The organism is Curtobacterium sp. MCLR17_042, from assembly GCF_003234695.1.
Lineage (GTDB): Bacteria > Actinomycetota > Actinomycetes > Actinomycetales > Microbacteriaceae > Curtobacterium > Curtobacterium flaccumfaciens.
In genome coordinates this window covers 52,031-78,039 of record NZ_QKTD01000018.1, presented here as the reverse complement: position 1 = coordinate 78,039, position 26,009 = coordinate 52,031, and the positions used below count along the sequence as shown (strand labels likewise).

The following is a 26,009-nucleotide window of genomic DNA, read 5'->3' as shown; positions in this document are numbered from 1 at the left end:
CGGTCCCGTAGGGGGTCAGTGAGGAATCAGTGCTCGTCAGCCAGCGCCAGCTGGATGTAGACGGCGGTGAGGAGCATGAAGACGTAGGCCTGCAGCAGCGCGACGAGGACCTCGAAGAAGCTGAACGCGATGCCGAACGCGATGGTCCCGACGCCGAAGGCCTTGAAGCCGAGCGAAGCGTCGAAGAAGAAGAACTGCGTGGCCGAGAAGAACAGCACGAGGAGCAGGTGCCCCACGACCATGTTCATCAGGAGTCGCAGCGTCAGGGTGACGGGACGGAGCACGAAGGTGGAGACGAGCTCGATCGGCGTCACGATGATGTACAGCGGCCACGGCACCCCGGGCGGGAAGAGCGAGTTCTTGAGGAACGTGCCCGGGTGCTTGCGGAGACCGGCGTAGATGAAGGCGAGGTACGCGACGATCGCCAGGATCATCGGCATCGCGATGCGGCTGGTGCCGGCGAGGTTCATGCCCGGGATCAGACCGGTCAGGTTCATGAACAGCACGCCGAAGAAGATCGTCGCCAGGAGCGGCAGGAAGCGCTTGCCGTCCTTCTCTCCGAGGTTGTCGAAGGTGTTGCGGCGGACGACGTCGAACGCGTACTCGATGAACGCCTGGCCGCGGTTCGGCACGAGCTTCAGTGCACGGGTACCCACGAACGCGAACACCAGCAGAACGGCGACGGCGAAGAAGCGGATGAGGACGACCCGATCGATCTCGAACGGCGTCCCGGCGAAGAAGATCGCATCCGGGAAGAACTCGTTGATCGACGGACCATGGAACTCGGCGGCCTTGCTGCTCCCCGCCGCGACGGTGTCAACCGCAGCGGAGAGGGACAGGGGAAGAGCGTGGGATAGCAGCGCTGTCTCCTGTGTCGGCGCGCGCACATCATGGCACGCGATGGTGGACGTTGTGGAGGCTCGTCCGCCCCGAGCGAAAGGCTCCGGTAGCGGACTTCGAGAAGCCTATCAGGTGCGAGAGGCTTCCCGGCTTCTCAGACGCGGGGGGTCGGGTTCCCAGCGTCCGCGGAGTCGTCGAGGCCGTCGCCCGGCAGCCGGACGCCGATCGGGGTGCGGGCCTTCGCGACGGCGACGACGTCGATCACCAGGGAGCCGACGACCCCCGCGATGATCACGATCGCCAGCACCGGGAAGTCGACCCAGTCGCGGTCCTTGAGCAGGACCAGCAGCACGATGAAGACGATGAACTTGAGCAGCCAGGTGCCCATCACGATGCCGAAGAAGGCACCGGAGATCATCTGGCCCTTCGAGACGCGCAGCGCGACGAGGACACTGACCGCGGTGAGCCCGAGGAACACGACGCTCAGCACGGCGCCGAGCAGTCCCCCGACCAACCCCGGGCCGTCCGCGACGAGGAACCCGATGAGCCCGCCGACCACCGCGAGGGCGACGGCGAGGACCGCTCCCCAGGTGATGATGCGGCGGAACACCGGCCGGACGTGGTCGAGCGCGTTCGGTGCGGTCACGTGATGTCTCCAGGGATGGTGCGGTCGTTGGCGGCCCGGTCGAGCGGGTCGAGGCTGGCGTCCACCACGGCGGCGGAACGGTTGGCGGTCTGGGCGGCGATCTCCGTGCGCTTCCGGCCGAGCGGCGCGAACGTCGCGACGGCGCAGACGGTGAAGCCGACGGACACGAAGACGACGACCCAGTACCAGTCCACGAAGAGGAACAGCAGGCACCCGAAGGCGACGGTCGCAGTCCACGCGTAGAAGATCAGCACCGCGTGGAAGTGCGAGTGCCCCATGTCGAGCAGGCGGTGGTGCAGGTGCTTCCGGTCCGCCGAGAACGGCGACTTGCCCGCGCTGAGCCGTCGGGTGACCGCGAGACCGAAGTCCAGGATCGGGACGATCAGGATCGCGAACGGCAGCAGGATCGGGATGAACGCCGGCAGCAGCGCCTGGCGTGTCTGCACCGCGGCCGGGTCGATGTTGCCCGTGACCGAGACCGCGCTCGTGGCCATCAGGAACCCGACGAGCAGCGCGCCGGCGTCGCCCATGAAGAGCTTGGCGGGGTGCCAGTTCAGGATGAGGAAGCCGAAGCAGGCCCCGACGAGCACCGCGGTGAGCAGCGAGGGCAGGTTGAAGAAGAACTCGGTCTGGACGACCACGCGGTTGATGAAGAACGTGTAGAGGAAGAACACCCCACCGGCGATGATCGCGACGCCGGCCACAAGCCCGTCGAGCCCGTCGATGAAGTTCACCGCGTTCATCACGAGCACCACCGCCAGCACGGTGAAGATCAGACTCATGTACGACGAGCCGACGCCCAGCGTGTTGCCGATGGGCAGCGAGACGATCGCGACGCCCTGCCAGGCGAGGATGCCCGCCGCGATGATCTGCCCGGCGAGCTTCGTCATCCAGTCGAGGTCCCAGATGTCGTCCGCCACACCGAGGACCACGATGATGGTCGCTCCCCCGAGCACCGCGAGGACGCGGCCGGGTTCGGAGAACACGAGCCGGAAGTAGTCGGTCCCCGCGATCGACGGGAACAGGAACCAGGCCGCGAGCAGCGAGACGATGACGCCGATGTACATCGCGATGCCACCGAGCCGCGGCGTCGGGGTGCGGTGCACGTCCCGCTCGCGGACCTGCGGGTACCACTTGTACTTCAGCCCGAGCTTCCAGACGATCAGGCTCATCACGAAGCTCACGACCGCGGCGATGGCCCCCGCGAGCAGGTAGTACTTCATGTGACGAGGTCGGCTCCGACGACCCGGATGATCTCCTCGTCGGGGATCACCCCGTGCCGGACGATGCGGAGCTTCCCGCCGTCCGACAGCCCGGTGGCGTCGACGATGGTCGAGCCGGTGCTGGCCTCGAAGCCGTCGTGCACCTCGACGGGTCCGCCGTCCAGGTAGATCGCGACACTGTCACCGAGCATCCGCTCGGCGGCGTCGACGTCCATCGCGGCCGGGTCGCCGGTAGAGTTCGCGGACGAGACCGCGAGCGGCCCGACCTCCTGCAGGAGCTCGAGGGCGATCCGCGAGTCCGGCATCCGCAGCGCGACCGTGCCGCGCGTCTCGCCGAGGTCCCAGTCGAGCGACGGCTGTGCGTGCAGGATGACGGTCAGCCCGCCCGGCCAGAACTCCGCCACCAGGTCGCGCACCGGCTGCGGGACCTCGCTGGCGAGGGCGTCGAGCGTGGGCGGACCGGGGATGAGCACGGGCGGCGGCGACTGCCGCGTGCGGCCCTTCGCGTCGAGCAGCCGCTGGACGGCCGTCGCGCTGAAGGCGTCCGCGGCGAGGCCGTAGACGGTGTCGGTGGGGACCACGACGAGCTCTCCGCGTCCGAGGGCGGCACGTGCGAGCCGCATCCCGGTCAGGAGCCCGTCGGAGTCGGTGCAGTCGTATCGGGATGCCATGACTCGACGATGATAGTGCGACACAATGGTGGACATCGTGAACGAGACGCCCGCACCCCCGCTCCTGTTCCTCTTCGACATGGACGACGTCCTGGTCCGGTACGACTGGCAGGTGCGCATGGCCGCACTCTCCGAGTTCACCGGACACGAGTTCCAGGAGCTCCGTCGCCGCTGGTGGGACTGCGGTCACGAGATGCGTGCCGAGGCCGGTGGGTTCGCCGACGGCGACGAGTACCTCGCCGCGTTCGAGCGCGCGATGGAGTGCGACGTCCCCGAGGCCGACTGGGCCCGGATACGCGGATCCGCCATGACCGAGCTGCCGGAACGCATCGAGGCGGTCAGGATCGCGAGCGAGCACGGGCGTGTCGGGCTGCTCACCAACAACGGTCCGCTCGCCGGCCGCTGGATCCACGAGTGGGCGCCGTCCCTGCCCGAGGTCTTCGGCGAGCACCTGGACACCTCGAGCAACTTCGGCGCCCGGAAGCCCGAGCCCGAGGTCTTCCAGCGCGCGATCGCCCACCACGGCGTCCCCGCGGAGCGCACCTTCTTCGCCGACGACATGCCCGAGAACATCGCGGGTGCGCGGAGCGTCGGCATCCACGCGGTCCTGGTCGAGCACGACACCGACCTGCGGGAGCACGTCCGCGCCTTCGTCGCGGCGCAGCAGCGCGAGGCCTCCCCCGTCTCGTAGCCCACCACTCCCGTTCCTTCCCATCGCGGTCGCGCTGGAAAGCAGGAACGGGCACACCTGGTCATTCCAGACGACCCGGTACGCCCGATCCCACCAGGTACGCCCGGATCCCGGCACACGCACGCGCGGGTGAGCGACGGGAGGCCCGCCCCACGCCCGCCACGCCCGTTCCTTCCCATCGCGGTCGCGCTGGAAAGCAAGAACGGGCACACCTGGTCATTCCGAACGACCCGGTACACCCGATCCCACCAGGTACGCCCGGATCCACGCGGCACACGCAGCACGGCCGAGCGACGGGAGGCCCGCCCCGCGCCCGCCACGCCCGTTCCTTCCCATCGCGGTCGCGCTGGAAAGCAGGAACGGGCACACCTGGTCATCCCGAACGACCTGGTACGCCCGATCCCACCATGTACGCCCGGATCCCCCCGGCACACGCACGCGCGGCCGAGCGACGGGAGGCCCGGCTCGGCTCCGGCTAGCGCGTCGCGGTGGTCGTACGGTCGCGCCCCGTCAGGTCGACGTGCGTCTCCGGGGTGCGGAACCCCCGGCGCGCCAGGACCTGCCGGACGCCGGCGCCCTGCGGCTCGGCGTGCTCGATGACCAGGACTCCCCCGGGCACCAGCAACCGCCAGGCCGTCTCGGCGAGAGCCCGGACGGCGTCGAGGCCGTCCGGCCCGCCGTACAGGGCCATCGCCGGGTCGTGGTCGCGGACCTCGGGGTCGATCGGGATCGCGTCGTCCGGCACGTACGGCGGGTTCGACACGACGACGGACACGGTGCCGTCGAGTTCCGGCAGCGCGTCGGCGAGGTCGCCCTCGACGAGCCGGACCGTCCCACCGTGGGCGTCGACGTTCCGCCGGGTCCAGGGCAGGGCCTCGGCGGACCGCTCGACGGCGTAGACCACGGCGTTCGGCACCTCGGTGTCCATCGCGATCGCGATCGCACCGCTGCCGGAGCCCAGGTCCACGGCGATCGGCTCGGGGACCGCGGTCGCCCGCAGCGCGTCGATGCCGAACTGCACGACGCCCTCGGTCTCCGGGCGGGGCACGAACACGCCCGGTCCGACGGCCAGGGTGAGCGCACGGAAGTACGCCTGCCCGGTGATGTGCTGCAGCGGCTCACGGGTGGACCGACGGGCGACGGCGTGCCGGAAGCGCTCGACGTGCTCCGGGGCGATGCCGCCGCCGATCAGCGCACGGGCTTGGACAGCTCCGCGCGAGGTGTCGGTCGCCCACGCGAGCAGCAGCTCCGCGTCGACCCGGGGCGTCGGCACGCCGACGGCGACGAGCGCCGCGGTCGCCTGCTCGAGCAGGCGATCCGCGGCGTACGTGAGGGGCGTGTCGGCGGTGATCCGGGCCTCCAGGCTGGGGGTGCGCTTACGCGTCCTGGTCGCCGATGGCGGCCAGACGTGCCTCTTCGTCCGCCTGGATGGCGGACTGGATGACGGGCTCGAGGGCACCGTTCATCACGCGGTCGAGGTCGTACGCCTTGTAGCCGGTGCGGTGGTCCGCGATCCGGTTCTCCGGGAAGTTGTACGTGCGGATGCGCTCCGAACGGTCCATCCCGCGGATCTGCGACTTGCGCGCGTCCGAGGCGATCGCGTCGAGCTCCTCCTGCTGGCGCGCGAGGATGCGTGCGCGGAGCACGCGCATGCCGGCCTCGCGGTTCTGCAGCTGCGACTTCTCGTTCTGCATCGCCACCGTGATGCCCGTGGGCAGGTGAGTGATGCGGACCGCGGAGTCCGTCGTGTTGACGGACTGCCCGCCCGGGCCGGAGGACCGGTAGACGTCGATCTTGAGGTCGTTCTGGTTGATCTGGACCTCTTCGGGCTCGTCCACCTCGGGGAACACCAGCACGCCGGTGGTCGAGGTGTGGATGCGCCCCTGCGACTCGGTCTGCGGCACACGCTGGACGCGGTGCACACCGCCCTCGTACTTCAGGTGCGCCCAGACGCCCTGGGACGGATCGGTCGTGTTCGACTTGATCGCGACCTGGACGTCCTTGTAGCCACCCAGGTCGGACTCGGTGCGCTCGAGGAGCTCGATCTTCCAGCCCTTGGTCTCGGCGTAGTGCGAGTACATGCGCAGGAGGTCGGCCGCGAACAGCGCCGATTCCTCGCCGCCCTCGCCGCCCTTGATCTCCATGATGACGTCACGGCCGTCGTCGGGGTCGCGCGGGATGAGCAACCGCCGGAGACGCTCCTGGCGCTCCGACAGCTGCTCCTCGAGCCCGGGGACCTCGTCCGCGAACGCTGCGTCTTCACGCGCGAGTTCCTGGGCGGCGGCGAGGTCGTCCCCCGCCGCCTGCCAGGCCTCGTACGCGGACTTGATCTGGTTGAGCTCGGCGTACCGCCGGTTCACCTTCTTCGCCCGGGCCGCATCGGCGTGGAGCGCGGGGTCCGACAGCTGCTGTGTCAGGTCCTCGTGTTCCGCCAGCAGCCCCGCTACCGACTCGAACACGCGTTACTCCTGGTGGCCGTTGTGGTGGGCGCCGGTCGAGGGGACCGACTTCTGCACCTGCACCAGGAACTCGACGTTCGACTGCGTCTCCTTGAGGTTCCGCAGCACGATCTCGAGGGCCTGCTGCGGGTCGAGCCCGGCGAGGGCCCGGCGCAGACGCCAGGTGATCTTGACCTCGTCGGCGGAGAGCAGCTGCTCCTCGCGACGGGTGCCCGAGGCGTTCACGTCGACGGCGGGGAAGATCCGCTTGTCGGCGAGGTGACGGTTCAGGCGGAGCTCCATGTTGCCGGTGCCCTTGAACTCCTCGAAGATGACCTCGTCCATCTTGGAGCCGGTCTCGACGAGCGCGGTCGCGAGGATGGTCAGCGAGCCGCCGTCCTCGATGTTGCGCGCGGCGCCGAAGAAGCGCTTCGGCGGGTAGAGCGCAGCCGAGTCGACGCCACCGGAGAGCACGCGGCCCGACGGCGGGGTCGACAGGTTGTACGCACGGCCCAGGCGGGTGATCGAGTCGAGCAGCAGCACGACGTCGTGGCCCAGCTCCACCAGGCGCTTCGCACGCTCGATGGCGAGCTCCGCGACGGTGGTGTGGTCCTCGGCGGGACGGTCGAAGGTCGAGGCGATGACCTCGCCCTTCACCGTGCGCTGCATGTCGGTGACCTCTTCGGGCCGCTCGTCGACGAGGACGACCATCAGGTGCGCCTCGGGGTTGTTCTTGGCGACGGCGTTCGCGATGGCCTGCAGCACGACGGTCTTGCCGGCCTTCGGCGGGGACACGATGAGACCGCGCTGGCCCTTGCCGATCGGCGACACGAGGTCGATGATGCGGGTCGACAGCTTGCCCGGCTCCGTCTCGAGGCGCAGGCGCTCGTTCGGGTACAGCGGGGTGAGGTCGTTGAAGTCGACACGGGCCGCGGCCTCGTCGGCGGACTGGCCGTTGATCGACTCGACGGCCACGAGCGCGTTGTACTTCTGGCGGCTCTGCTGCTCGCCGTCACGCGGCTGCTTGATCGAACCGACGACGGCGTCGCCCTTGCGCAGGTGGTACTTCTTCACCTGGCCGAGGGAGACGTAGACGTCGCTCGGGCCCGGCAGGTACCCGGTGGTGCGGACGAAGGCGTAGTTGTCGAGGACGTCGAGGATGCCCGCGATCGGGATCAGGACGTCGTCCTCGGTGACCTCGGGCTCGAAGTCGTCGTTCTGGCCGCCACGGCCGCGCTTGCGGTCGCGCTGGCGACGGCTGCGGCCGCTCTCGGCCTCGTCGGCGTGCTGTTGCTGCTGCTGCTTCTGCTGGCCGCTCGTCTGCTGCTTCTGCTGACCGGCGTTCTGCTGCTGCTTCTGGTCGGCCTTGTCGTCCTGCTTAGCCTCGGCCTGCTTCGGCTGGTCGTTCTGCTTCTGCTGGCCGCCGTTCTGCTGACCGTTCTGCTGCTCGCCGCCGTTCTGCTTCTGCTGGCCGCCGTTCTGCTGGTCGGCACCGTTCTGCTTCTGCTGGCCGCCGTTCTGGCCGCCGTTCTGCTGCTCGGTGCCGTTCTGCTGCTCGCCGTTCTCGGCGTTCTGGCCACGGCCACGACCGCGACCACGGCTGCGACGACCGCGACGCGAGCCGCCCTCGCCCTGCTCGGAGTTCTGGTCGCCCTGGTCGTTCTGGTCGCCGGACTCGTTCTGGTCCTGGTCGGCCTGGACGGCGGACGTCGGGGCCTGCTGGCCCTGCTGGGCCGCCTGGCTCGGCTGCTCGGCCTCGGCGGGTGCCGACGCCTGCTGGCCCTGGTCGGCGGCGCGCTGCTCGGTGCCACGCTGGTCGGTGCCACGCTGCTCGGCGTTCCGCTGGCCACGGCCGCGACGCTGGGAGCCGGACTGCGCGGCTTCCTGGGCGTCCTTCTCGGCGCGGACCTGGTCGAGCCCGGCGAGGAGGTCCTCGGTGCCGGTCTGGCCGTGGTTGGTGTGCTCGGCGGCCGAGGTCGGCGCGGCGTTCACGGTGCCACCGGACGACGCGCGGCGCGAACGACGGGCACGGCTTGGGGCGGCCGACTCGGCGGGTGCCTCGGGGTCGGCGACGGGTGCCTCGGCAGCGGGCTGCGCGGGGGTCTCGGCGGGCTCCGGCAGGGTCGGCTGCTCGGTGGCGGCCGGCTCGGCGGGGGTCTCGGCGACGACGGCGGCGGCCGGGGCGGCCGGCGTCTCGTCGACGGGACGCTTGTCCTCGATGGAGGCGATCAGGTCGCCCTTGCGGAGCTTGGAGAGCCCGGTGATGCCGAGCGAGGAGGCGATGCGCTGGAGCTCCGGGAGACGGAGGGCACGCAGGTCGCTGGGGATCTCCACCTGGGCGGAGTTGTTGTCGGTCAAGGTCGGTGTTTCCTTTCGAACCGCAGAACGCGGAGAGTTTCCACCGTCCCGGATGCAGGGTGAGCATCGACCGCCGTTCAGACGACGGATCGGGATTCGGTGATCAGAAAGAGATGCACACTCGCGCACCGGACCCTGCGACGTCGCAGGAGCTGTCCTGAGGACGAGCGATCCGTACGGTTACGCGGGTTCGGCTTCGAGCGCCGAGTGCGCTGCCACTGTAGCACCACCGAGATCGACGGCCAGCATGAGCGGCCGCCAGTCGGATTCGGCGTGTCGCTGCACCAGTTCGGCGGCGGTCAGGCGCTGTGCCGGGTCGCTGCCGAGGACGAGCAGGCTCGGCCCGGCACCGGAGACCACCGCGGCGAGGCCGTGCTGCCGGAGCAACCGGATCAGGGCGTCGGTCTCGGGCATGGCGCTGGCGCGGTACGCCTGGTGCAGCCGGTCCTCGGTCGCGGCGAGCAGCAGCTCGGGGCTCTGGATGAGCGCCGCCACGAGCAGCGCCGAACGGGAGACGTTGAACGCGGCGTCGGCGTGCGGGACCTGCTCGGGCTGCAGGGAGCGCGCGAGCTTGGTCGAGAGCGTCGAGGTCGGCACGAACACCACCGGGGCGACACCGCGGTGCACCAGGAGCCGCTTGTAGGCCGGGCCCTCGGCGGTCATCCACGCGATCGTCAGCCCGCCGAAGAGTGCCGGCGCGACGTTGTCCGGGTGGCCCTCCATCTCGGTGGCCAGCGTCAGGAGCGTCGAGGCGTCCAGGTCGACGATGCCCTCGAGGAGCCCACGGGCCGCCATCAGCCCGGCGACGATCGCCGCGGCGGAGGAACCGAGACCGCGGCCGTGCGGGATCGCGTTCGTGGCGTGCAGCTCGAGACCGGGCTGGTCGACACCGGCGTGCTCCAGGCCCCGGCGGACCGCACGGACGACGAGGTTCGTGTCGTCCGTGGCGACCTCGCCGGCACCGACGCCCTCGACGGTGACGGTCGCGCCGGGTTCGGGGCGGACGCGCACCACGACCTCGTCGTAGAGCGAGAGCGCGAGGCCGAGCGAGTCGAAGCCGGGGCCGAGGTTCGCCGACGTGGCCGGCACCCGGACGCGGACCGCCGATCCGGTCGGCAGCGCACGGACCGCCCGTCCGGCCGGTACAGCACTGCGGGCGGTCATGCCCTCACCCGGTCCGGACGAGCGGTCGGAGATCACTGCTCGCTGACCAGACCGAGCACGTCGGCGATCGACTTCGTGTCGACCGGCACGCTCGTCGGGGTGACCTCGCCACCGTCCGGCGTGCGGAGGGCCCACTGCGGGTCCTTCAGGCCGTGGCCCGTGACCGTGATGACGACCTTCGCGCCCTTCGGCACGACACCGGCGTCGGCACGCTCGAGGAGCCCGGCGACACCGATGGCGGAGGCGGGCTCGACGAAGACGCCGACCTCGGCCGACAGGATGCGGTGTGCCGCGAGGATGGCCTCGTCGGTGATGGCACCGAAGTAGCCGTCGGTCTCTTCCCGCGCCTCGAGCGCGAACTGCCACGAGGCCGGGTTGCCGATGCGGATCGCCGACGCGATGGTGTCGGGGTGCCGGACGACCTCGCCGTGCACGATCGGGGCGGAACCGGCGGCCTGGAACCCGAACATGCGGGGCAGCTTGGTGCTGCGGCCGGCGGCGACGTCCTCGCGGTAGCCGCGCGAGTACGCGGTGTAGTTGCCCGCGTTGCCGACGGGCAGGAAGTGGAAGTCCGGTGCGTCACCGAGGACGTCGACGACCTCGAACGCGGCGGTCTTCTGCCCCTCGATGCGGTCGTTGTTGACGGAGTTGACGAGGTGCACCGGGTAATTCGCCGCCAGGTCGCGGGCGATGTCGAGGCAGTCGTCGAAGTTGCCCTGCACCTGCAGCAGCTGGGCGTCGTGGGCGACGGCCTGGCTGAGCTTGCCCATGGCGATCTTGCCCTCGGGCACGAGGACCGCGGCGGTGATGCCGGCGTGCGTGGCGTACGCGGCGGCCGAGGCGCTGGTGTTGCCGGTCGAGGCGCAGATGACGGCCTTCGCGCCGTGCTCGACGGCCTTCGAGATCGCCATCGTCATGCCGCGGTCCTTGAACGAACCCGTCGGGTTCATGCCCTCGAACTTCACGTAGACCTCGGCGCCGGTGCGCTCGGAGAGCCGACGAGCGGGGATGAGCGGCGTGCCGCCCTCACCGAGCGTGACGATGGGCGTCGCCTCGGTCACGTCGAGTCGGTCGGCGTACTCGCGCAGGACTCCCTGCCACTGGTGGGCCATCAGGCTTCTCTCTCTGTCCGGTGGGGTGGATCTGGTGGTGGTGCGGCTCGGTGGGCCGGCTGGTCGGCCTGGAGGCCCGTGGTCGCGTCAGCGACCGACGACGCGCAGGACGCTGGTGACGTCCAGGACGACGTCCTCGCCGCGGAGGGCGACGACGGTGTCCGCCAGGTCGGCCTCGCGCGCCAGGTGGGTGCCGATGACGAGCGTCGCGGTCCCCTCGGCTGCGCCGGTGGTGGTCTGCTCGACCGTCTCGACGCTGACGCCGTGCTTCGCGAGCACGCCGGCGACCGTCGACAGCACGCCGGGGGCGTCCGTGACGTGCAGGGTGATCTGGTAGCTCGTGCGGACGGTGCCGATCGGGAACACCGGCAGCTCGGACTGCGTCGACTCGGCGACACCCGGGCCGCCGATGACGTGCCGACGGGCCGCGGAGACCAGGTCGCCGAGGACCGCCGAGGCCGTCTCGACACCACCGGCACCCGCGCCGTAGAACATCAGGTCGCCGGCGGCCTCGGCCTCGACGAACACGGCGTTCTTCGCACCGTGCACGCTCGCGAGCGGGTGCGACTCGGGCACGAGGGCCGGGTAGACGCGGGCGCTGACGCCCTCGCGGCCGTCCTCGTCGGTCAGACGCTCGGCGGTCGCCAGGATCTTCACGACGTAGCCGGCCTTGCGGGCGGCGCGGACCTGGTCGATCGTGACGTGGGTGATGCCCTCGCGGTGCACGGCGGCGAGCGGCACCGAGGTGTGGAACGCCAGCGAGGCCAGGATCGCGGCCTTCTGCGCGGCGTCGTAGCCCTCGACGTCGGCGGTCGGGTCGGCCTCGGCGTAGCCGAGCTCCGTCGCGGTGGCCAGGGCATCCTCGAACGTGGAGCCCTTGCGGTCCATCAGGTCGAGGATGAAGTTCGTGGTGCCGTTGACGATGCCCATGATGCGGACGATGCGGTCACCGGCGAGCGAGTCGTGCAGCGGGCGGATGATCGGGATCGCCCCGGCCACGGCGGCCTCGTAGTAGAGCTGCGCGCCGACCTGCTCGGCCGCGGCGAAGAGTTGCGGGCCGTGGGTCGCGAGCAGCGCCTTGTTGCCGGTGACGACGTCCGCGCCCGACTGCAGGGCCTGGAGCACGAGGGTGCGCGCCGGCTCGATGCCGCCGATGAGCTCGACGACGATGTCCGCGCCGAGGATGAGCGATGCCGCGTCCGTGGTGAAGAGCTCCGCCGGCAGGTCGACGTCGCGCTGCGCGTCCACGTCGCGCACGGCGATCCCGACCAGCTCCAGCCCGGCACCGGCGCGCGAGGCCAGCTCGTCGCCGTGCTCGAGGAGCAGTCGCGCGACCTGGGAACCGACCGAGCCGGCCCCGAGCAGCGCGACACGGACGTTGCGGTATTCGATCATCTGGTAGCGGTTCCTGTCGGTGGGGGTGCGCCCTGCGGGGTGGGCGGACCCGATCGGGTCGGGGGTCAGCGGCCGGTGCCGTCGGCGGGCACGGCGGCGACCCCGGTGTCACGGGCGAGGAGGTCGTCGATCGTCTCGCCCCGCACGAGGATACGGGCTGTGCCGTCCGCGACGGCGACGACCGGCGGGCGGCCCACGTGGTTGTAGTTGCTCGACAGCGCCCAGCAGTAGGCCCCGGTGGCCGCGACGGCCAGCAGGTCGCCGCGCTGCACGTCGCCGGGCAGGTACTCGTCGTTCACCACGACGTCGCCGCTCTCGCAGTGCTTGCCGACGACGCGGCTCAGCACCGCGGGCGCGTCCGAGGTGCGGGCGAGCCGGGCCGTGTAGTCGGCGCCGTACAGGGCGGGACGGATGTTGTCGCTCATCCCGCCGTCGACCGAGACGTACGTGCGGGTCGCGCTGCCGCCGTCCTCGGGCTCGAGCGTGACGGGCTTGATCGTGCCGACGCGGTAGAGCGTCACCCCGGGCGGGCCGATGATGTAGCGGCCCGGCTCGACGGCGATGTCCGGCACCGGGATGCCGCGCTCGGCACAGGCCTCGCCGATGATCGTGGCCAGTGCGTCGGCGACGTCCTCGGGGGCGAAGGCCGAGTCGGCCTCGGTGTAGTCGATGCCCCAGCCGCCGCCGAGGTTCAACTCGGGCACCGGCCCGGAGGCCACGAGCGTCGCGTGCACGTCCATGAGCCGGCGTGCGGCCTCGCGGAAGCCGGCGTCGTCGAAGATCTGCGAGCCGATGTGCGAGTGCAGCCCGACGAAGGCGAGCGAGGGCTCGGCGCGGACGGCTGCTGCGGCTTCGACGGCCTCGGACAGCGGGATGCCGAACTTCTGGTCCTCGCGAGCGGTCGCCAGGTACTCGTGGGTGGACGCGTGCACACCGGTGTTGATCCGGATGCGCACACGCTGCACGACCCCGGCGTCGGCGGCGGCACGGGCGACGCGCTGCACCTCTTCGTGGCTGTCGAGCACGATCGTGCCGATGCCGACCTCGACCGCGCGGGCGATCTCGGCGTCGGACTTGTCGTTGCCGTGGAAGCCGAGCCGGCCGGGGTCGATGCCGCCGGCCAGGGCGACCGCGAGCTCACCGGCGGTGCAGACGTCCACGCGCAGGTCGGCCTCGGCCATCCACGCGACGACCTGCGTCGTCAGGAAGGCCTTGCCGGCGTAGTAGACGTGCGCGTGGCTGCCGATGCGCTCGAACGCCTCGGTGAACGCGTTGCGGACGCGGACGGCGCGGGACTGGACGTCACGCTCGTCGACGACGTACAGGGGCGTGCCGAACTGAGCGACCAGGTCCGTCGCGCTGATGCCGCCGATCGCCAGGGTGCCGTCGTCGGTCCGCGTCGCGGACGCGGGCCAGATGCGGTCCACCAGTTCGGAGGCGTCCGTCGGGAACCGCAGCCGCGGCGGTGCAAGGGGGTTCTCGCTCACGGGACCCGATCCTACCGACGCGCGCCGTTCCTCCAGGCCGCGTTACGCACCCGTCCGCTCAGCCGCAGCTGCCGACCGTCCGCAGGCCGTCCTCGTTGAGCGGCAGCGCGTCCGCGGTGATCCGGACCGTCGCGTCCGACTTCGACACGTCGAGCGAACGCACCCGCAGCGCCTCGGGCAGGAACTGCGCGGTGCAGACCTGCACCGGGACGCCGGTGACGCCCGGGATCGAGTCGACCTTGAGGCCGAGGTCGGAGTTCGTGATCCGCACGCTCTCCGGGGTGATCGAGATGCCGCGGCCGTCGTCCTGCGCGACGACGGCGCCCTTCGCCGCGTAGGTGATGTCGTAGCCGAGCACCGACGACGACCCCGTCAGTTCCACGCCGCCGTCGACCAGGTTCAGCCGGTCGAACAGCGGGCTGTACTTCGCCAGGTCCTTGACGCTCGACGACGCCAGCGTGACCGTGCCGTCGACGTCACGGACGTCGCCCTTGCCGTCCACCGGCACGTCCTGCGCGGTGACGTCGGCGGCGAGCGGGATGCCGTCCACCGTGAGCTTCTCCGAGGAGATCTCGACGCGGTCGAGCGTGCCGCTGATGAGCTGCGGGATGACGATGCCCTCCGCGTGGGCGTCGACCTCGCCGGTCGTGCCGTCCGGCAGCGACTGCTCGACCTGCTGGGCGATGATCCGGTCGACGACGCCGCGCAGCACGAACTCGGCGACGACGACGAGGGCGGCGAGCACGACGACGACCACGAGCAGGACGACGGGCCAGCGGCGGCGCGTGGTGGGGCGTTCGGTGGCTGCGGGCATGCGTCCCACCCTGCCAGTCCGTCCCGGCAGCCTGCCTGGAGGCCCGGTGCGCGTCCGGCGCGGCGGCTTGCTGTGACACCGTGGAACGGACACAGCACCGCGGATCTCCGCGGTGCTGTGTCCGGAACCTGGTTCCGGGGCAACGGGGCGACCGCTACATGCGGGACGGAGCCGACACGCCGAGCAGGCCGAGGCCGTTCCGGACGACCTGGCCGGTGGCGTCGTTCAGCCACAGGCGCGTCCGGTGCAGGTCGGTCACGGGCTCGTCGCCGAGGGGCGTGACACGGCAGGAGTCGTACCAGCGGTGGTACAGGCCGGCCAGCTGCTCGATGTACCGCGCGATGCGGTGCGGCTCGCGCAGTTCGGCGGCGTGCCGGACCACCCGCGGGTACTCGGCGAGGGCTCCGAGGAGCGCGCTCTCCGACTCGTGGGTCAGCAGCGAGGCGTCGAACACGGACCGGTCGACCCCGGCCGCCGCGGCGTTCCGGGCCACCGACTGGGTGCGGGCGTGGGCGTACTGCACGTAGAAGACGGGGTTGTCGTTCGTGCGCTTGGTGAGCAGGTCGAGGTCGATGTCGATCGCGGTGTCGCTGGCGAACCGGACCAGGGCGTAGCGGCCGGCGTCGACACCGACGGCGTCGACGAGGTCCTCCATCGTGACGATGGTGCCGTTGCGCTTCGACATGCGCATCGGCTCGCCGTCCTTGAGCAGGTTGACCATCTGCCCGATCAGGATCTCGAGGTTCTTGCCCGGCTCGTCCCCGAACGCGGCGCACATCGCCATCATGCGGCCGACGTAGCCGTGGTGGTCGGCGCCGAGCATGATCAGGTTCCGCTCGAACCCGCGCTCGCGCTTGTCGAGGTAGTACGCCAGGTCGCCGGCGATGTACGCGGGCTCGCCGTCCGACTTGATGACGACGCGGTCGCGGTCGTCGCCGAAGTCGGTCGTGCGGAGCCACTCGGCACCGTCGGCCTCGTACATCACGCCGGCCGACCGCAGTCGGGCGATGGCACGCTCGACGGCCTTCGACTCGTGCAGGGCGTTCTCGTGGAAGTAGACGTCGAAGTCGACGCCGAAGTCGTGCAGTGACGACTTGATGTCGGCGAACATGAAGTCGACGCCCTCGCGACGGAAGAGCTCCTGCGCCTCGTCACGCGGCAGGTCGCGGACGTCCATGCCCGGCTCGAGGGTCGCGATGACCCGTGCCGCGATCTCGGCGATGTAGGCGCCGCCGTAGCCGTCCTCGGGCGTGGGCTCACCGAGGGCGCTGGCCACGAGGGAGCGGGCGAACCGGTCGATCTGCGCGCCGTGGTCGTTGAAGTAGTACTCACGGGTGACGAGTCCGCCCTGCGCCTGGAACACGCGGGCCAGGCTGTCGCCGACCGCGGCCCAGCGGACGCCGCCCATGTGGATCGGGCCGGTGGGGTTGGCGGAGACGAACTCCAGGTTGATCCGGACGCCGTCGTACAGGTCGCCGGTGCCGAAGGACTCGCCGCCGTCCACGATGGTGCGCGCGATCTCGCCAGCGGCGGCCGCCTCGAGCGTGATGTTGATGAAGCCGGGGCCGGCGACGTCGACGGAGTCCACACCGTCGAGCTCGGTCAGCTCACCGGCGATCTCGGTCGCGAGCTCGCGCGGGTTCGTGCCGAGCCGCTTCGCGAGCTGCATGGCGGCGTTCGAGGCCCAGTCGCCGTGGGCGCGGTTCTTCGGACGCTCGAGCACCACGTGGGACTCCTCGATCGTCACGGTCTCGGACGCGCCTCGGCGCTCGACGATCCCGGTCAGGATCGACAGGTACGCGGCGGAGAGTTCGGCAGGAGTCACGAGGACCGATCCTACCGGGACGCCCAGGTCCGCACCGGTCGATGCAGCATCATGTCGGGATGACCCCCCGCAGCCGTGCCCGGGCGCTCACCGTCGCCACCCTCACCACCGCAGCAGCCGTCGTGCTCGCCGGGTGCTCGGGCGGCGGGGACAGCACTCCGTCGGCCAGCGCGACCCCGGCGGGCAAGCCGGTGTCGCAGACCTGCGCGGAGCTCCTGCCGGCGAGCGCACTGTCGGTGTACGGGCAGACCTTCGAGCTCGACGACTCCTTCACCCCGGCGAAGGGCTCCCCCGCCGCGACCATCGCGAAGCAGCAGGGTCGCGTGTGCCGGTTCGTCAGCACCGACGCCGACGCCACGGCGATCACGCTCGCGGTCGCCGACCTGCCTGAGAAGTCGCTCACCAACCTGAAGGACGCCCTGTACGAGCGGGGCGGGTCCGTCCCCACCTACCGCGTGGAGGGCTACTTCGCCCTGAGCGGCGACGTCGGCCGCGCGGACGCCTTCGCCGACCCGTACTGGATCACCGCGCAGTCGACGCTGTTCACCGAGCCGGGTGGGGCGCAGCCCGTCGTCGACGCGGTGCGCGCCGCGCTGCAGCCGTCCGCGTCTGCGACGGCGACGCCCGCGGGCTGACGGGGCCGCGCCGGCACGGTGCGGGCTCCGCCGTCCGGTGCGAGGTTGCGCACGTGGTGCGCGCTTGCAGCGCCGCACGGAACACGGAACCTCGCACGGGATCGCGACGGACGCACCGTGCGGACGGGAGGCCCGTGGCGGGCCCGCACCGCGCCTCCCGTCGATAGCAGCCACGCACCGTGCCGGGTCCGCCGCCTGGTGCGAGGTTGCGCGCGTGGTGTGCGCTTGTAGCGCGGCACGGAACGCGGAACCTCGCACCGGCTCGCGACGCTCGCACGGTGCCGGGTCCGCCATCTGGTGCGAGCTTCCGTGCGTGGTGCGCGCCTGCAACGCGGCACGGAACGCGGAACCTCGCACGGGAACGCGACGCACGCACCGTGCGGACGGGAGGCCCGTGGCGGGCCCGCACCGCGCCTCCCGGCCGGCGACGGCCACGCACGGTGCCGCGTCCGTCGTCTGGTGCGAGGTTGCGCACGTGGTGCGCGCTTGCAGCGCCGCACGGAACACGGGACCTCGCGCCGGCTCGCGACGCTCGCACGGTGCCGGGTCCGCCATCCGGTGCGAGGTTCCGTGCGTGGTGCGCGCCTGCTGCGCCGCACGGAACACGGAACCTCGCACCGGAACGCGACCCGCCCACCGTGCGGACGGGAGGCCCGTGGCGGGCCCGCACCGCGCCTCCCGGCCGTCCGACGGCACGTCCACAGCGCGACACGCGCTGTCCAGGACCACCCGCCGGACCTGCTACGGTTGTTGACACCCCTTGGCCCCCATAGCTCAGGGGATAGAGCACTGCCCTCCGGAGGCAGGGGCGGAGGTTCGAATCCTCCTGGGGGCACAGTCACATCTCCGCGGAAGCAGTTGTCTTCGCTTCGGTCAGTCAGCTGTACGCGATGTCGCCTGCGGCGACCTTCCCCGTTGAGACTCCTCCGGGTTCGTCGGTCAGCGCTTCTCGGCGCGGACGCCGAAGAGGTTCCCGAAGGGATCGAGCAGCTGGCAGAGCCGCTCTCCTGTGAACACCGTCTTCGGGCCCCGGTGCGCAACGGCACCGTTGGCGACCCAGTCCTCGACGACGGCGTCCACGTCGGCCACCGTCCAGTACGGCACCGTGCCGGACGGCCCCGGCGTGTTCAGTTCGTCGGTGCGGTGCAGCGTGAGACGGACGCCGTCGATGTCGAACGCGACGAGCGCGCCACCACGCACGACCGGTTCGCGGCGGAGCCTGGCCGCGTACCAGGCGACCGCGGCGTCGAGGTCGTCGACGAACAGGAAGACGTTGCCGACCGGGCCGATCGGGAGCGGAGCTGTGGAGTCGTCGTGCACGGGGGTCCTCCTTCGTCGCGCGCCGCTCAGCGGTGCTCGACCCCGAGCGTCTGCGCGAGGAATGTGAGCGATCCGGGCAACGCGTGGTCGGTGTAGCCCTCGGCGTGCCGGAGACCGGGGATCAGCTGCAGCGTGTTCGGGACGCCGACCGCGGCGAGCGCCGCCTGCAGGGCGATCGGGTCCGACCGCGGGACCCACTCGTCCAGCGAGTTGGCGAGGTAGACGGGGCCCGTCGACGCCGTCACGTGCTCGATCGTGGACGCCGCGGCGAGCGCCGACCGGTCGCCGCCGACCTCCTGCAGGATCACCCAGCGGAGGAACGGGTCGTCCCGCCCGGTCTGGTCGATGTCGGCGCTGCGCATCGCGTCGAGGTCCTGGGTCGTCGGCGCCGCGGAGACCGTGCCGTCCGTCGCGCGGATGATCTCGGCGAGGCCGAAGATCCGGGACCAGCTCACGGAGGGACGGCCGGTCACGATGCCGCCCTCGACGGCGAGGTTCCCGCCGGCCGACCCGCCGAAGAAGGCGACCTTGCTCCGGTCGAAGGGGACGTCGGACTGCAGCGCCCACTCGTGGGCGGTGAGCACGTCGTCCCTGCTCGCGGGGAACACGTCCGTCGGTGCCAGCCGGTAGTTCGGGACGAAGACCGTGTACCCGGCGTCCACGAGTCGGGCGGACAGGCCGTCCTCCTTGGACTTGTCCCCGCGGAACCAGCCGCCACCGTGCACGAGCACGACGGCGCCGGTGCTCGGGGGCGATCCGGTGCCCGGGCTGTGGACGTCGAGGACCAGGGCGTCGTGCCGGTCCGAGTACCGCACGTCGCGGTCGATGTGGGGAGGTGGCTGGGTGGGCATCGGTGACGACCTTCCTCGGGTTCCCGACGCCGCGACCGGCGGCGGTTCGTGGAATCCGATTCTCATCGACGGTGTCACGGGGCGATTGGGTCGGATGACTCGATGCGGGTCGGTCCCGGGGCGAGGAGCGGCACAACCGGGTCCGGAGCATCCCGGTAGCGTTCCGGCATGACGATGACGTTCCCGGTGCCCGGAGTCCACGCGCTGCGGGGCGGCCCCGTGCTCCGGTGGGGTGTGATCGGCCCCGGGGAGATCGCGAACGACTTCACCACGACGCTGCACGCGAACTCCGACCAGCGCGTCGTCGCCGTGGGGTCCCGCTCCCCCGAGCGTGCTGCGGCCTTCGCCGCCCGCCACGGCGTGCCCGGTGTGCACGGGTCGTACGAGGCCCTCGTGGCGGACCCGTCCGTCGACGTGGTCTACGTCGCCTCGCCGCACCCGCAGCACCTCGGGCACGCGTTGCTCGCGATCGCCGCCGGCAAGCACGTGCTCGTCGAGAAGCCGATGACGACCTCGGCAGCGGACACCCGCACCCTCGCCGACGCCGCACGGGCCGCGGGCGTCCTCGCGATGGAGGCGATGTGGACCCGGTACCTGCCGGGCACCACGGTCATCGCCCGTCTGCTCGCGGACGGGGTCCTCGGCGACGTTCGCCTCGCGACGGTCGACGTCGGGTGGCCGCACGACCCGGACCCGGCGGACCGGATGTTCGACCCCGCCGCAGGTGGGGGTGCCCTCCTCGACGCCGGTGTGTACGGGCACTGGTTCGCACGGTTCGCCACCGGCGCCCCGGTGACCAGCAGCACGACGGGGGCGGTCTCGGATCGCGGGGTGGACCTCCAGTCCGTCACGGTGTCGACGGCGGAGGGTGGCGCGCAGGCGGTGGTGACCACGTCGATGACGGCGTGGACGCCGGGGCTGGCGGTGATCGCCGGGAGCCGGGCCACGGTCCGGTACACCGACCACTTCGTGTTCCCGGCGTCGTTCACGGTCCACCACCGGGGTGGGGAGGACCACTGGGCGGAGCCGACGGGGCTGCGGGGTCGTCAGGGACTCGTGTGGCAGGCGGCGGCACTCGCGCAGTACGTGGCGGAGGGTCGTACGGAGTCCCCGGTGCACTCGCTGGACGACTCGGTGGGGATCGCGACGGCGCTCGACGCGGCACGTGCGGCGCTCGACCCGACCGGTGCGGCACTCGGACCGACCGCTGCGGCACCGTCCGTTCCCGAGCAGGACACCTCGACCCTCTAGGATCACGGGCCGGTCGTCCCGCACACGACCGGGAAGAGGCCTCGATGACCATCGGCACCGGGAACGCGCAGCTCGAACTCGCCCGCGGCGGCGACGCACCCGCCCCACGGACCCTGTTCGACGTCCTGGCGGCGACCGCGGCGACCCACCCTGACGCGACGGCGCTCGAGGACCCGGCCGGCAGCGTCGACTACGCCGCCCTGCTCGACCTCGTGCGCGCGCAGGCCGACGATCTGGCCCGCCGCGGTGTCCGTCGCGGCGACCGGGTCGGGGTGCGCATCCCCTCCGGTGGGCGTGACCTGTACCTGTCGATCCTCGCCGTGCTCGCCGCCGGAGCGGCCTACGTGCCGGTCGACGCGGACGACCCCGAGGAACGCGCCACCCTGGTGTTCGGCGAGGCCGGTGTCGTCGGGGTGGTCGGTGCGGGCGGTGTCCTGCGCGACCGCGACGGCACGGAGCTGCCGGTGACGGACCCTGCGGCGAGCGCCGAACTCCCCCGCGAGACCGACGACGCGTGGATCATCTTCACGTCCGGGTCGACCGGGGTGCCGAAGGGGGTGGCGGTCACCCACCGCAGTGCAGCGGCGTTCGTGGACGCCGAGGCACGGATGTTCCTGCAGGCGGCGCCGATCGGTCCGGGTGACCGGGTGCTGGCGGGGCTGAGCGTGGCGTTCGACGCGTCGTGCGAGGAGATGTGGCTGGCGTGGGGGCACGGTGGCGCGTTGGTGCCGGCGCCCCGGTCGTTGGTGCGGACGGGGGTGGACCTGGGGCCGTGGCTCATCGCGCACACGATCACGGTGGTGTCGACGGTGCCGACGCTGGCGGCGCTGTGGCCGGACGATGCGCTGGAGCAGGTACGGCTGGTGATCTTCGGTGGTGAGGCGTGCCCGCCGGAGCTGGCGGCGCGCATCGCGAGTCGTGACCGTGAGGTGTGGAACACGTACGGGCCGACCGAGGCGACGGTGGTGGCGTGCGGGTCCCTGCTCGACGGGAGCCAGCCGATCCGGATCGGGTTGCCGCTGGACGGGTGGGACCTGGCCGTGGTGGACGGTGCCGGGCAGCGAGTGGAGCCGGGCGGCGTCGGGGAGCTCGTGATCGGCGGGGTCGGGCTGGGGCGGTACCTGGACCCGGCGAAGGACGCGGAGAAGTACGCGCCGTTCCCGGAGCTCGGGTGGGAGCGGGCGTACCGGAGCGGGGACCTGGTGCGGTACGAGCCCGAGGGGCTGGTGTTCCAGGGGCGCGCGGACGACCAGGTGAAGCTCGGCGGCCGTCGGATCGAGCTCGGGGAGATCGACGCGGCGCTGCAGGCTCTGGACGACGTGGCGGGTGGTGCGGCGGTGGTGCAGCGGACCCCGGCGGGCAACCAGGTGCTGGTCGGGTACGTGGCTCCGGTGGCCGGGGCGACGGTGGACGTGGCCGCGGCGAACGCCCGGTTGCGGCAGGAGCTGCCGGCGGCGCTGGTGCCGTTGGTGGCCGTGGTGGAGTCGCTGCCGACGCGGACGTCGGGCAAGGTCGACCGCGCGGCGCTGCCGTGGCCGTTGCCGGGGGCGACGGACGCGGCGATGCTGCCGGACACGGTGGCGTGGATCGCCGAGCGGTGGTCGGCGATCCTCGGGGTGCCGGTGGCGAGCGTCGACGACGACTTCTTCGCGCACGGCGGTGGGTCGCTGACGGCGGCGCAGCTGGTGTCCGCCATCCGGGAGCGGTTCCCGACGACGACGGTGGCCGACGTGTACGACCACCCACGGATCGGGGCGTTGGCGGCGGCGCTGGACGAGTCCGGCCCGGTCGAGGCCTCGTCGCGTGACGTCACGCCGGTGCCTCCGGCGACGGGGTTGCTGATGACGCTGCTCGGGCTGCCGGTGCAGGTGCTCCGGGGGTTGCGGGTGCTGACGTGGACTGCCCTGGTGGCCGCGGTGCTGCACGCGACGACGCTGCCGTTCCTGCCGGTGCTGCCCTGGCCGGTGCTGGTGCTGGCGCTCCTGGTGTTCGTGACGCCGATCGGCAAGATGGCGCTGACGGTGGTGCTCGCGCGGCTGCTGCTCGCCGGGGTCCGGCCGGGGTCGTACCCCCGTGGCGGTTCCGTGCACCTGCGGGTGTGGCTGGCCGAGCGCATCGCCGAGGCGGTCGACGGCCCCTCGACGGCGGGCGCCCCGTGGATCAGCTACTACGCCCGGGCCCTCGGCGCGCGGATCGGCAGGGACGTCGACCTGCACACGCTGCCGCCGGTGACGGGGATGCTCACGATCGGCAAGCGTGCGTCGATCGAGCCTGAGGTCGACCTGGCCGGGCACTGGCTCGACGGCGACGTGTTCCACCTGGGGCACATCCGCATCGACGAGGACGCCGTGGTGCGCAGCCGGACGACGCTGCTGCCCGGGGCGCACGTCGGCGCGGGTGCCGAGATCACCGCGGGTTCCGCCGTCGGCGGCCCCGTGCCCGCGGGCGAACGCTGGGCAGGGGCGCCGGCGGAGCGCACCGGGTCGGCTCGTGACGACCGGGAGGCCCGCCCCGCGACCCGTCGACGCTGGCTGCTCGCGTACGGGGCCGGGTCCCTGGCCGTGGCCGGGTTGCCGGTGGTCGGTGTCGCGGTCGGACTGCTGGTCGCCCTCGCCCTGGTCGGGCGGGCGTCGACCCTGGGCGACGCGGTGCTCCGTGCGCTGCTGACGGTCCCCCTGGCGACGGTCGTCGCCGGTGCCGTGTACGCGCTGCTGGTGGTGGTCGCGGTGCGGCTGCTCGGCATCGGCCTGCACGAGGGGCGGCACCCGGTGCGCTCCCGGATCGGCTGGCAGGTGTGGTCGACCGAGCGGGTGCTCGACGCGGCGCGCACCCTGCTGTTCCCGCTGTACGCATCGCTCGTGACGCCGGTGTGGCTGCGGCTGCTCGGTGCCCGGGTCGGTCGGGACACCGAGATCTCGACGGTGCTGCTCATCCCGGCGTTGACGCAGATCGCGTCGGGGGCGTTCCTGGCCGACGACACGATGGTGGCGACGTACGAGCTGGGCGGCGGTCGGGTGCGGATCGGTCGTTCGAAGGTCGGCCGTCGGGCGTTCCTCGGCAACAGCGGGATGACGGGCGCCGGACGCTCGGTGCCGCGCGAGGCCCTGGTGGCGGTGCTGTCCGCGGTGCCGAAGAAGGCCAAGCGCGGGTCGTCGTGGCTCGGGTCGCCCCCGGTGCGGCTGCGGCGTGCGGCGACGGAGTTCGACGAGGCGCGCACGTTCCGCCCGTCCAGGCGGCTCAAGGTCGCCCGCGGCTGCTGGGAGCTGCTGCGCCTGGTGGCCCCGATGGTGTCCGCCGCCATCGCGCTCGGCGTGGCCGGAGCACTGCTGGCGCTGTGGTCGGCCGTCGGGATCGGGTGGACGGTGCTGCTCGCCGGGCCGGTGCTCATCGCTGCCGGTGCCGTCGCCGCCGTGGTGTCGACGATCGCGAAGTGGGCGTTCGTCGGCCGGATCACCGCCCGGGAGCACCCGCTGTGGTCGTCGTTCGTGTGGCGCAACGAGGTGCAGGACACCTTCGTCGAGACCGTCGCGCGCCCCTGGTTTGCCGAGCAGGCCACCGGCACCCCCGCGCTGGCCGTCTGGCTGCGGAGCCTCGGTGCGACGATCGGCCGCGGCACCTGGCTCGAGACGTACTGGCTGCCCGAGGCCGACCTGGTCACCATCGGCTCCGGCGCCTCGGTGGCACGCGGGACGGTCGTGCAGACGCACCTGTTCCACGACCGCGTGATGCAGCTCGACACCGTCCGGATCGACGCGGGTGCGACGCTCGGGCCGCACAGCGTGGTCCTGCCGGCGGCCGGCATCGGTGCCGGGGCGACCGTCGGGCCGTCCTCGCTCGTGATGCGGGGCGAGCAGGTGCCGACGGGCTCCCGCTGGTCCGGCAACCCGATCGCTCCGTGGACATCGGCGGCACCGTCGGTGACCGCCCCACCGGCGCCATGAGGTTGACTGTCCCCGTGCCCTCCGATCCCGCCGCAGACCCGTACACCCCGCACAGCGGCGACCGACGGTGGAGCGCCGAGCACTACGAGCTCCGTCTCGACTACCGCGTCGCCACGAACCGCCTGGACGGCACCGCCACGATCACCGCGCGTGCCCTCGAGCCGCTCGACAAGGTCGTGATCGACCTGCACGGGCTCACGGTCGACCGGGTCGACGTCGACGGACGCCGGGCCAAGAAGGTCTCGACCGCGACGCACAAGGTGACGGTCACCCCGGCCGAACCCATCGCCGCGGACACCGTGTTCAGCGTGCACCTGCGGTACCGCGGCACCCCGCACCCCGTCCGGAGCGCGTGGGGGCAGCTCGGCTGGGAGGAACTGTCCGACGGCGTCATCGTCGCCGCGCAGCCCACGGGAGCGCCGTCGTGGTTCCCGTGCAACGACCGCCCCGACGACAAGGCCACGTACCGGATCGAGATCGCGGCCGAGGCGGCGTACGACGTCCTGGCGAACGGGGAGCTGCTCGCCAAGGAGCGCGACCGCGTCGGCACCCGCTGGACCTACGCCACCACCGAGCCGATGGCGACCTACCTGGCGACCGTGCAGATCGGCCGGTACCGCACCACGAAGCTGCGCACGAGCGGGGTCCCCGTCACGCTGCACCACCCCGCCGACCTCGCCGCCGCCGCGAAGACCGACTTCGGCCAGGTGCCGGAGATGCTCGCGCTGTTCGGTGACCGGTTCGGCCCGTACCCGTTCGCGGCGTACGGCGTCGTGGTGACCGACGACGACCTCGAGATCCCGCTCGAGGCCCACGGCCTGGCGGTGTTCGGCCGGAACCACGTCGACGGCGAGCACGGCACCGACCGCCTCATCGCCCACGAGCTCGCCCACCAGTGGTTCGGCAACTCCGTCACGGTCACCCGGTGGCAGGACATCTGGCTGCACGAGGGGTTCGCCTGCTACGCCGAGTGGCTGTGGTCCGAGGACCGCGGCGACGACACCGCCGACCAGCTGGCCGAGCGGTACCGGCAGGGACTGCTCGAGCAGCCGGAGGACCTGGTCGTCGGTGACCCGGGCGCGAAGGACATGTTCGACGACCGCGTCTACAAGCGCGGTGCCCTCGCCCTGCACGCCGTCCGCCGCACGTTCGGCGACGACGCCTTCTTCGCCGGGCTGCGGAGCATCACCGAGCGGCACCGTCACGGATCCGTGACCGTGCCGGACGTGCTCCGTGCGTTCGCGGACGCCGCCGGCCGTCCCGTCGCGGACGTCGGTGCGGTGACCGGACCCTGGATCGACGAAGCGTCCGTGCCGGCACTGCCCGCTGGCTAGCAGGCTCCGCCGC

Annotated in this window: 20 protein-coding genes and 1 tRNA gene; 6 read left to right on the top strand and 15 right to left on the bottom strand. The window is 71.9% G+C overall.

What is annotated here, in order from left to right; all coding sequences use genetic code 11:
* Positions 1 to 26 precede the first annotated feature (26 nt).
* The 4 genes from atpB to DEJ02_RS16040 form a co-directional block, all read right to left on the bottom strand.
* Positions 27 to 887, bottom strand: a complete 861-nt coding sequence (gene atpB / locus DEJ02_RS16055; RefSeq protein ID WP_027465782.1) for a F0F1 ATP synthase subunit A — start codon at positions 885 to 887, stop codon at positions 27 to 29.
* 107 nt (positions 888 to 994) lie between these two features.
* Positions 995 to 1,486: a hypothetical protein gene (locus tag DEJ02_RS16050; RefSeq protein ID WP_217499674.1), complete on the bottom strand. Its 492-nt coding sequence runs from the start codon at positions 1,484 to 1,486 to the stop codon at positions 995 to 997.
* The gene (locus DEJ02_RS16045; RefSeq protein ID WP_027465783.1) at positions 1,483 to 2,709 is read right to left on the bottom strand and encodes an MraY family glycosyltransferase; all 1,227 of its coding nucleotides are present in this window, start codon (positions 2,707 to 2,709) and stop codon (positions 1,483 to 1,485) included. Before DEJ02_RS16045 ends, DEJ02_RS16050 begins: the two co-directional genes overlap by 4 nt.
* Positions 2,706 to 3,380 (bottom strand): L-threonylcarbamoyladenylate synthase, encoded by a 675-nt coding sequence (locus DEJ02_RS16040; RefSeq protein WP_027465784.1) that lies wholly within the window; start codon positions 3,378 to 3,380, stop codon positions 2,706 to 2,708. Before DEJ02_RS16040 ends, DEJ02_RS16045 begins: the two co-directional genes overlap by 4 nt.
* A 37-nt stretch (positions 3,381 to 3,417) precedes the next feature.
* On the opposite strand from DEJ02_RS16040, the gene DEJ02_RS16035 reads away from it, so the two are divergent.
* Positions 3,418 to 4,071: an HAD family phosphatase gene (locus DEJ02_RS16035; protein ID WP_181440402.1), complete on the top strand. Its 654-nt coding sequence runs from the start codon at positions 3,418 to 3,420 to the stop codon at positions 4,069 to 4,071.
* 475 nt (positions 4,072 to 4,546) lie between these two features.
* Here the strand turns inward: DEJ02_RS16035 and prmC are convergent, their stop codons facing one another.
* The 9 genes from prmC to argS form a co-directional block, all read right to left on the bottom strand.
* Positions 4,547 to 5,344, bottom strand: coding sequence for a peptide chain release factor N(5)-glutamine methyltransferase (gene prmC / locus DEJ02_RS16030; protein ID WP_375342371.1), 798 nt, complete (start codon positions 5,342 to 5,344; stop codon positions 4,547 to 4,549).
* 103 nt (positions 5,345 to 5,447) lie between these two features.
* Complete coding sequence (gene prfA, locus DEJ02_RS16025; protein WP_111033766.1) at positions 5,448 to 6,530, bottom strand: peptide chain release factor 1; 1,083 nt, start codon at positions 6,528 to 6,530, stop codon at positions 5,448 to 5,450.
* Positions 6,531 to 6,533: 3 nt separating this feature from the next.
* Positions 6,534 to 8,867, bottom strand: coding sequence for a transcription termination factor Rho (gene rho / locus DEJ02_RS16020; protein ID WP_111033765.1), 2,334 nt, complete (start codon positions 8,865 to 8,867; stop codon positions 6,534 to 6,536).
* Between the two features lie 180 nt (positions 8,868 to 9,047).
* Entirely contained in the window at positions 9,048 to 10,031 is a 984-nt protein-coding gene (thrB, locus tag DEJ02_RS16015) for a homoserine kinase (RefSeq protein WP_181242960.1), read from the bottom strand.
* Between the two features lie 32 nt (positions 10,032 to 10,063).
* Positions 10,064 to 11,143, bottom strand: coding sequence for a threonine synthase (thrC, locus tag DEJ02_RS16010; protein WP_071404606.1), 1,080 nt, complete (start codon positions 11,141 to 11,143; stop codon positions 10,064 to 10,066).
* A gap of 87 nt (positions 11,144 to 11,230) precedes the next feature.
* Complete coding sequence (locus DEJ02_RS16005; protein WP_111033764.1) at positions 11,231 to 12,538, bottom strand: homoserine dehydrogenase; 1,308 nt, start codon at positions 12,536 to 12,538, stop codon at positions 11,231 to 11,233.
* A gap of 65 nt (positions 12,539 to 12,603) precedes the next feature.
* Positions 12,604 to 14,025: a diaminopimelate decarboxylase gene (gene lysA, locus DEJ02_RS16000; protein WP_111033763.1), complete on the bottom strand. Its 1,422-nt coding sequence runs from the start codon at positions 14,023 to 14,025 to the stop codon at positions 12,604 to 12,606.
* A 58-nt stretch (positions 14,026 to 14,083) separates the two neighbouring features.
* Positions 14,084 to 14,839 carry an LmeA family phospholipid-binding protein gene (locus DEJ02_RS15995; RefSeq protein ID WP_111033762.1) on the bottom strand — a complete coding sequence of 252 codons (756 nt, stop codon included), beginning with the start codon at positions 14,837 to 14,839 and terminating at the stop codon, positions 14,084 to 14,086.
* 154 nt (positions 14,840 to 14,993) lie between these two features.
* Positions 14,994 to 16,664 (bottom strand): arginine--tRNA ligase, encoded by a 1,671-nt coding sequence (argS, locus tag DEJ02_RS15990; RefSeq protein WP_111033761.1) that lies wholly within the window; start codon positions 16,662 to 16,664, stop codon positions 14,994 to 14,996.
* A gap of 59 nt (positions 16,665 to 16,723) precedes the next feature.
* Between argS and DEJ02_RS15985 the strand changes: the two genes are divergently transcribed.
* Positions 16,724 to 17,299: a hypothetical protein gene (locus DEJ02_RS15985; protein WP_111033760.1), complete on the top strand. Its 576-nt coding sequence runs from the start codon at positions 16,724 to 16,726 to the stop codon at positions 17,297 to 17,299.
* 763 nt (positions 17,300 to 18,062) lie between these two features.
* Positions 18,063 to 18,134: transfer RNA gene (locus DEJ02_RS15980), tRNA-Arg, on the top strand.
* A gap of 104 nt (positions 18,135 to 18,238) precedes the next feature.
* On the opposite strand, the gene DEJ02_RS15975 is transcribed toward DEJ02_RS15980, so the two are convergent.
* On the bottom strand, positions 18,239 to 18,619 hold the full coding sequence (locus DEJ02_RS15975) for a VOC family protein (RefSeq protein WP_111033759.1): 381 nt from the start codon (positions 18,617 to 18,619) through the stop codon (positions 18,239 to 18,241).
* A 26-nt stretch (positions 18,620 to 18,645) separates the two neighbouring features.
* Complete coding sequence (locus DEJ02_RS15970) at positions 18,646 to 19,470, bottom strand: alpha/beta hydrolase (RefSeq protein WP_181440401.1); 825 nt, start codon at positions 19,468 to 19,470, stop codon at positions 18,646 to 18,648.
* A gap of 168 nt (positions 19,471 to 19,638) precedes the next feature.
* On the opposite strand from DEJ02_RS15970, the gene DEJ02_RS15965 reads away from it, so the two are divergent.
* The 3 genes from DEJ02_RS15965 to DEJ02_RS15955 are packed head-to-tail and all read left to right on the top strand — an operon-like array spanning position 19,639 to position 25,996.
* Positions 19,639 to 20,721: a Gfo/Idh/MocA family protein gene (locus tag DEJ02_RS15965; RefSeq protein ID WP_258378762.1), complete on the top strand. Its 1,083-nt coding sequence runs from the start codon at positions 19,639 to 19,641 to the stop codon at positions 20,719 to 20,721.
* A 44-nt stretch (positions 20,722 to 20,765) separates the two neighbouring features.
* Positions 20,766 to 24,662 carry a Pls/PosA family non-ribosomal peptide synthetase gene (locus DEJ02_RS15960; protein ID WP_111033757.1) on the top strand — a complete coding sequence of 1,299 codons (3,897 nt, stop codon included), beginning with the start codon at positions 20,766 to 20,768 and terminating at the stop codon, positions 24,660 to 24,662.
* A gap of 14 nt (positions 24,663 to 24,676) precedes the next feature.
* Positions 24,677 to 25,996, top strand: coding sequence for a M1 family metallopeptidase (locus tag DEJ02_RS15955; protein WP_258378761.1), 1,320 nt, complete (start codon positions 24,677 to 24,679; stop codon positions 25,994 to 25,996).
* Positions 25,997 to 26,009 lie beyond the last annotated feature (13 nt).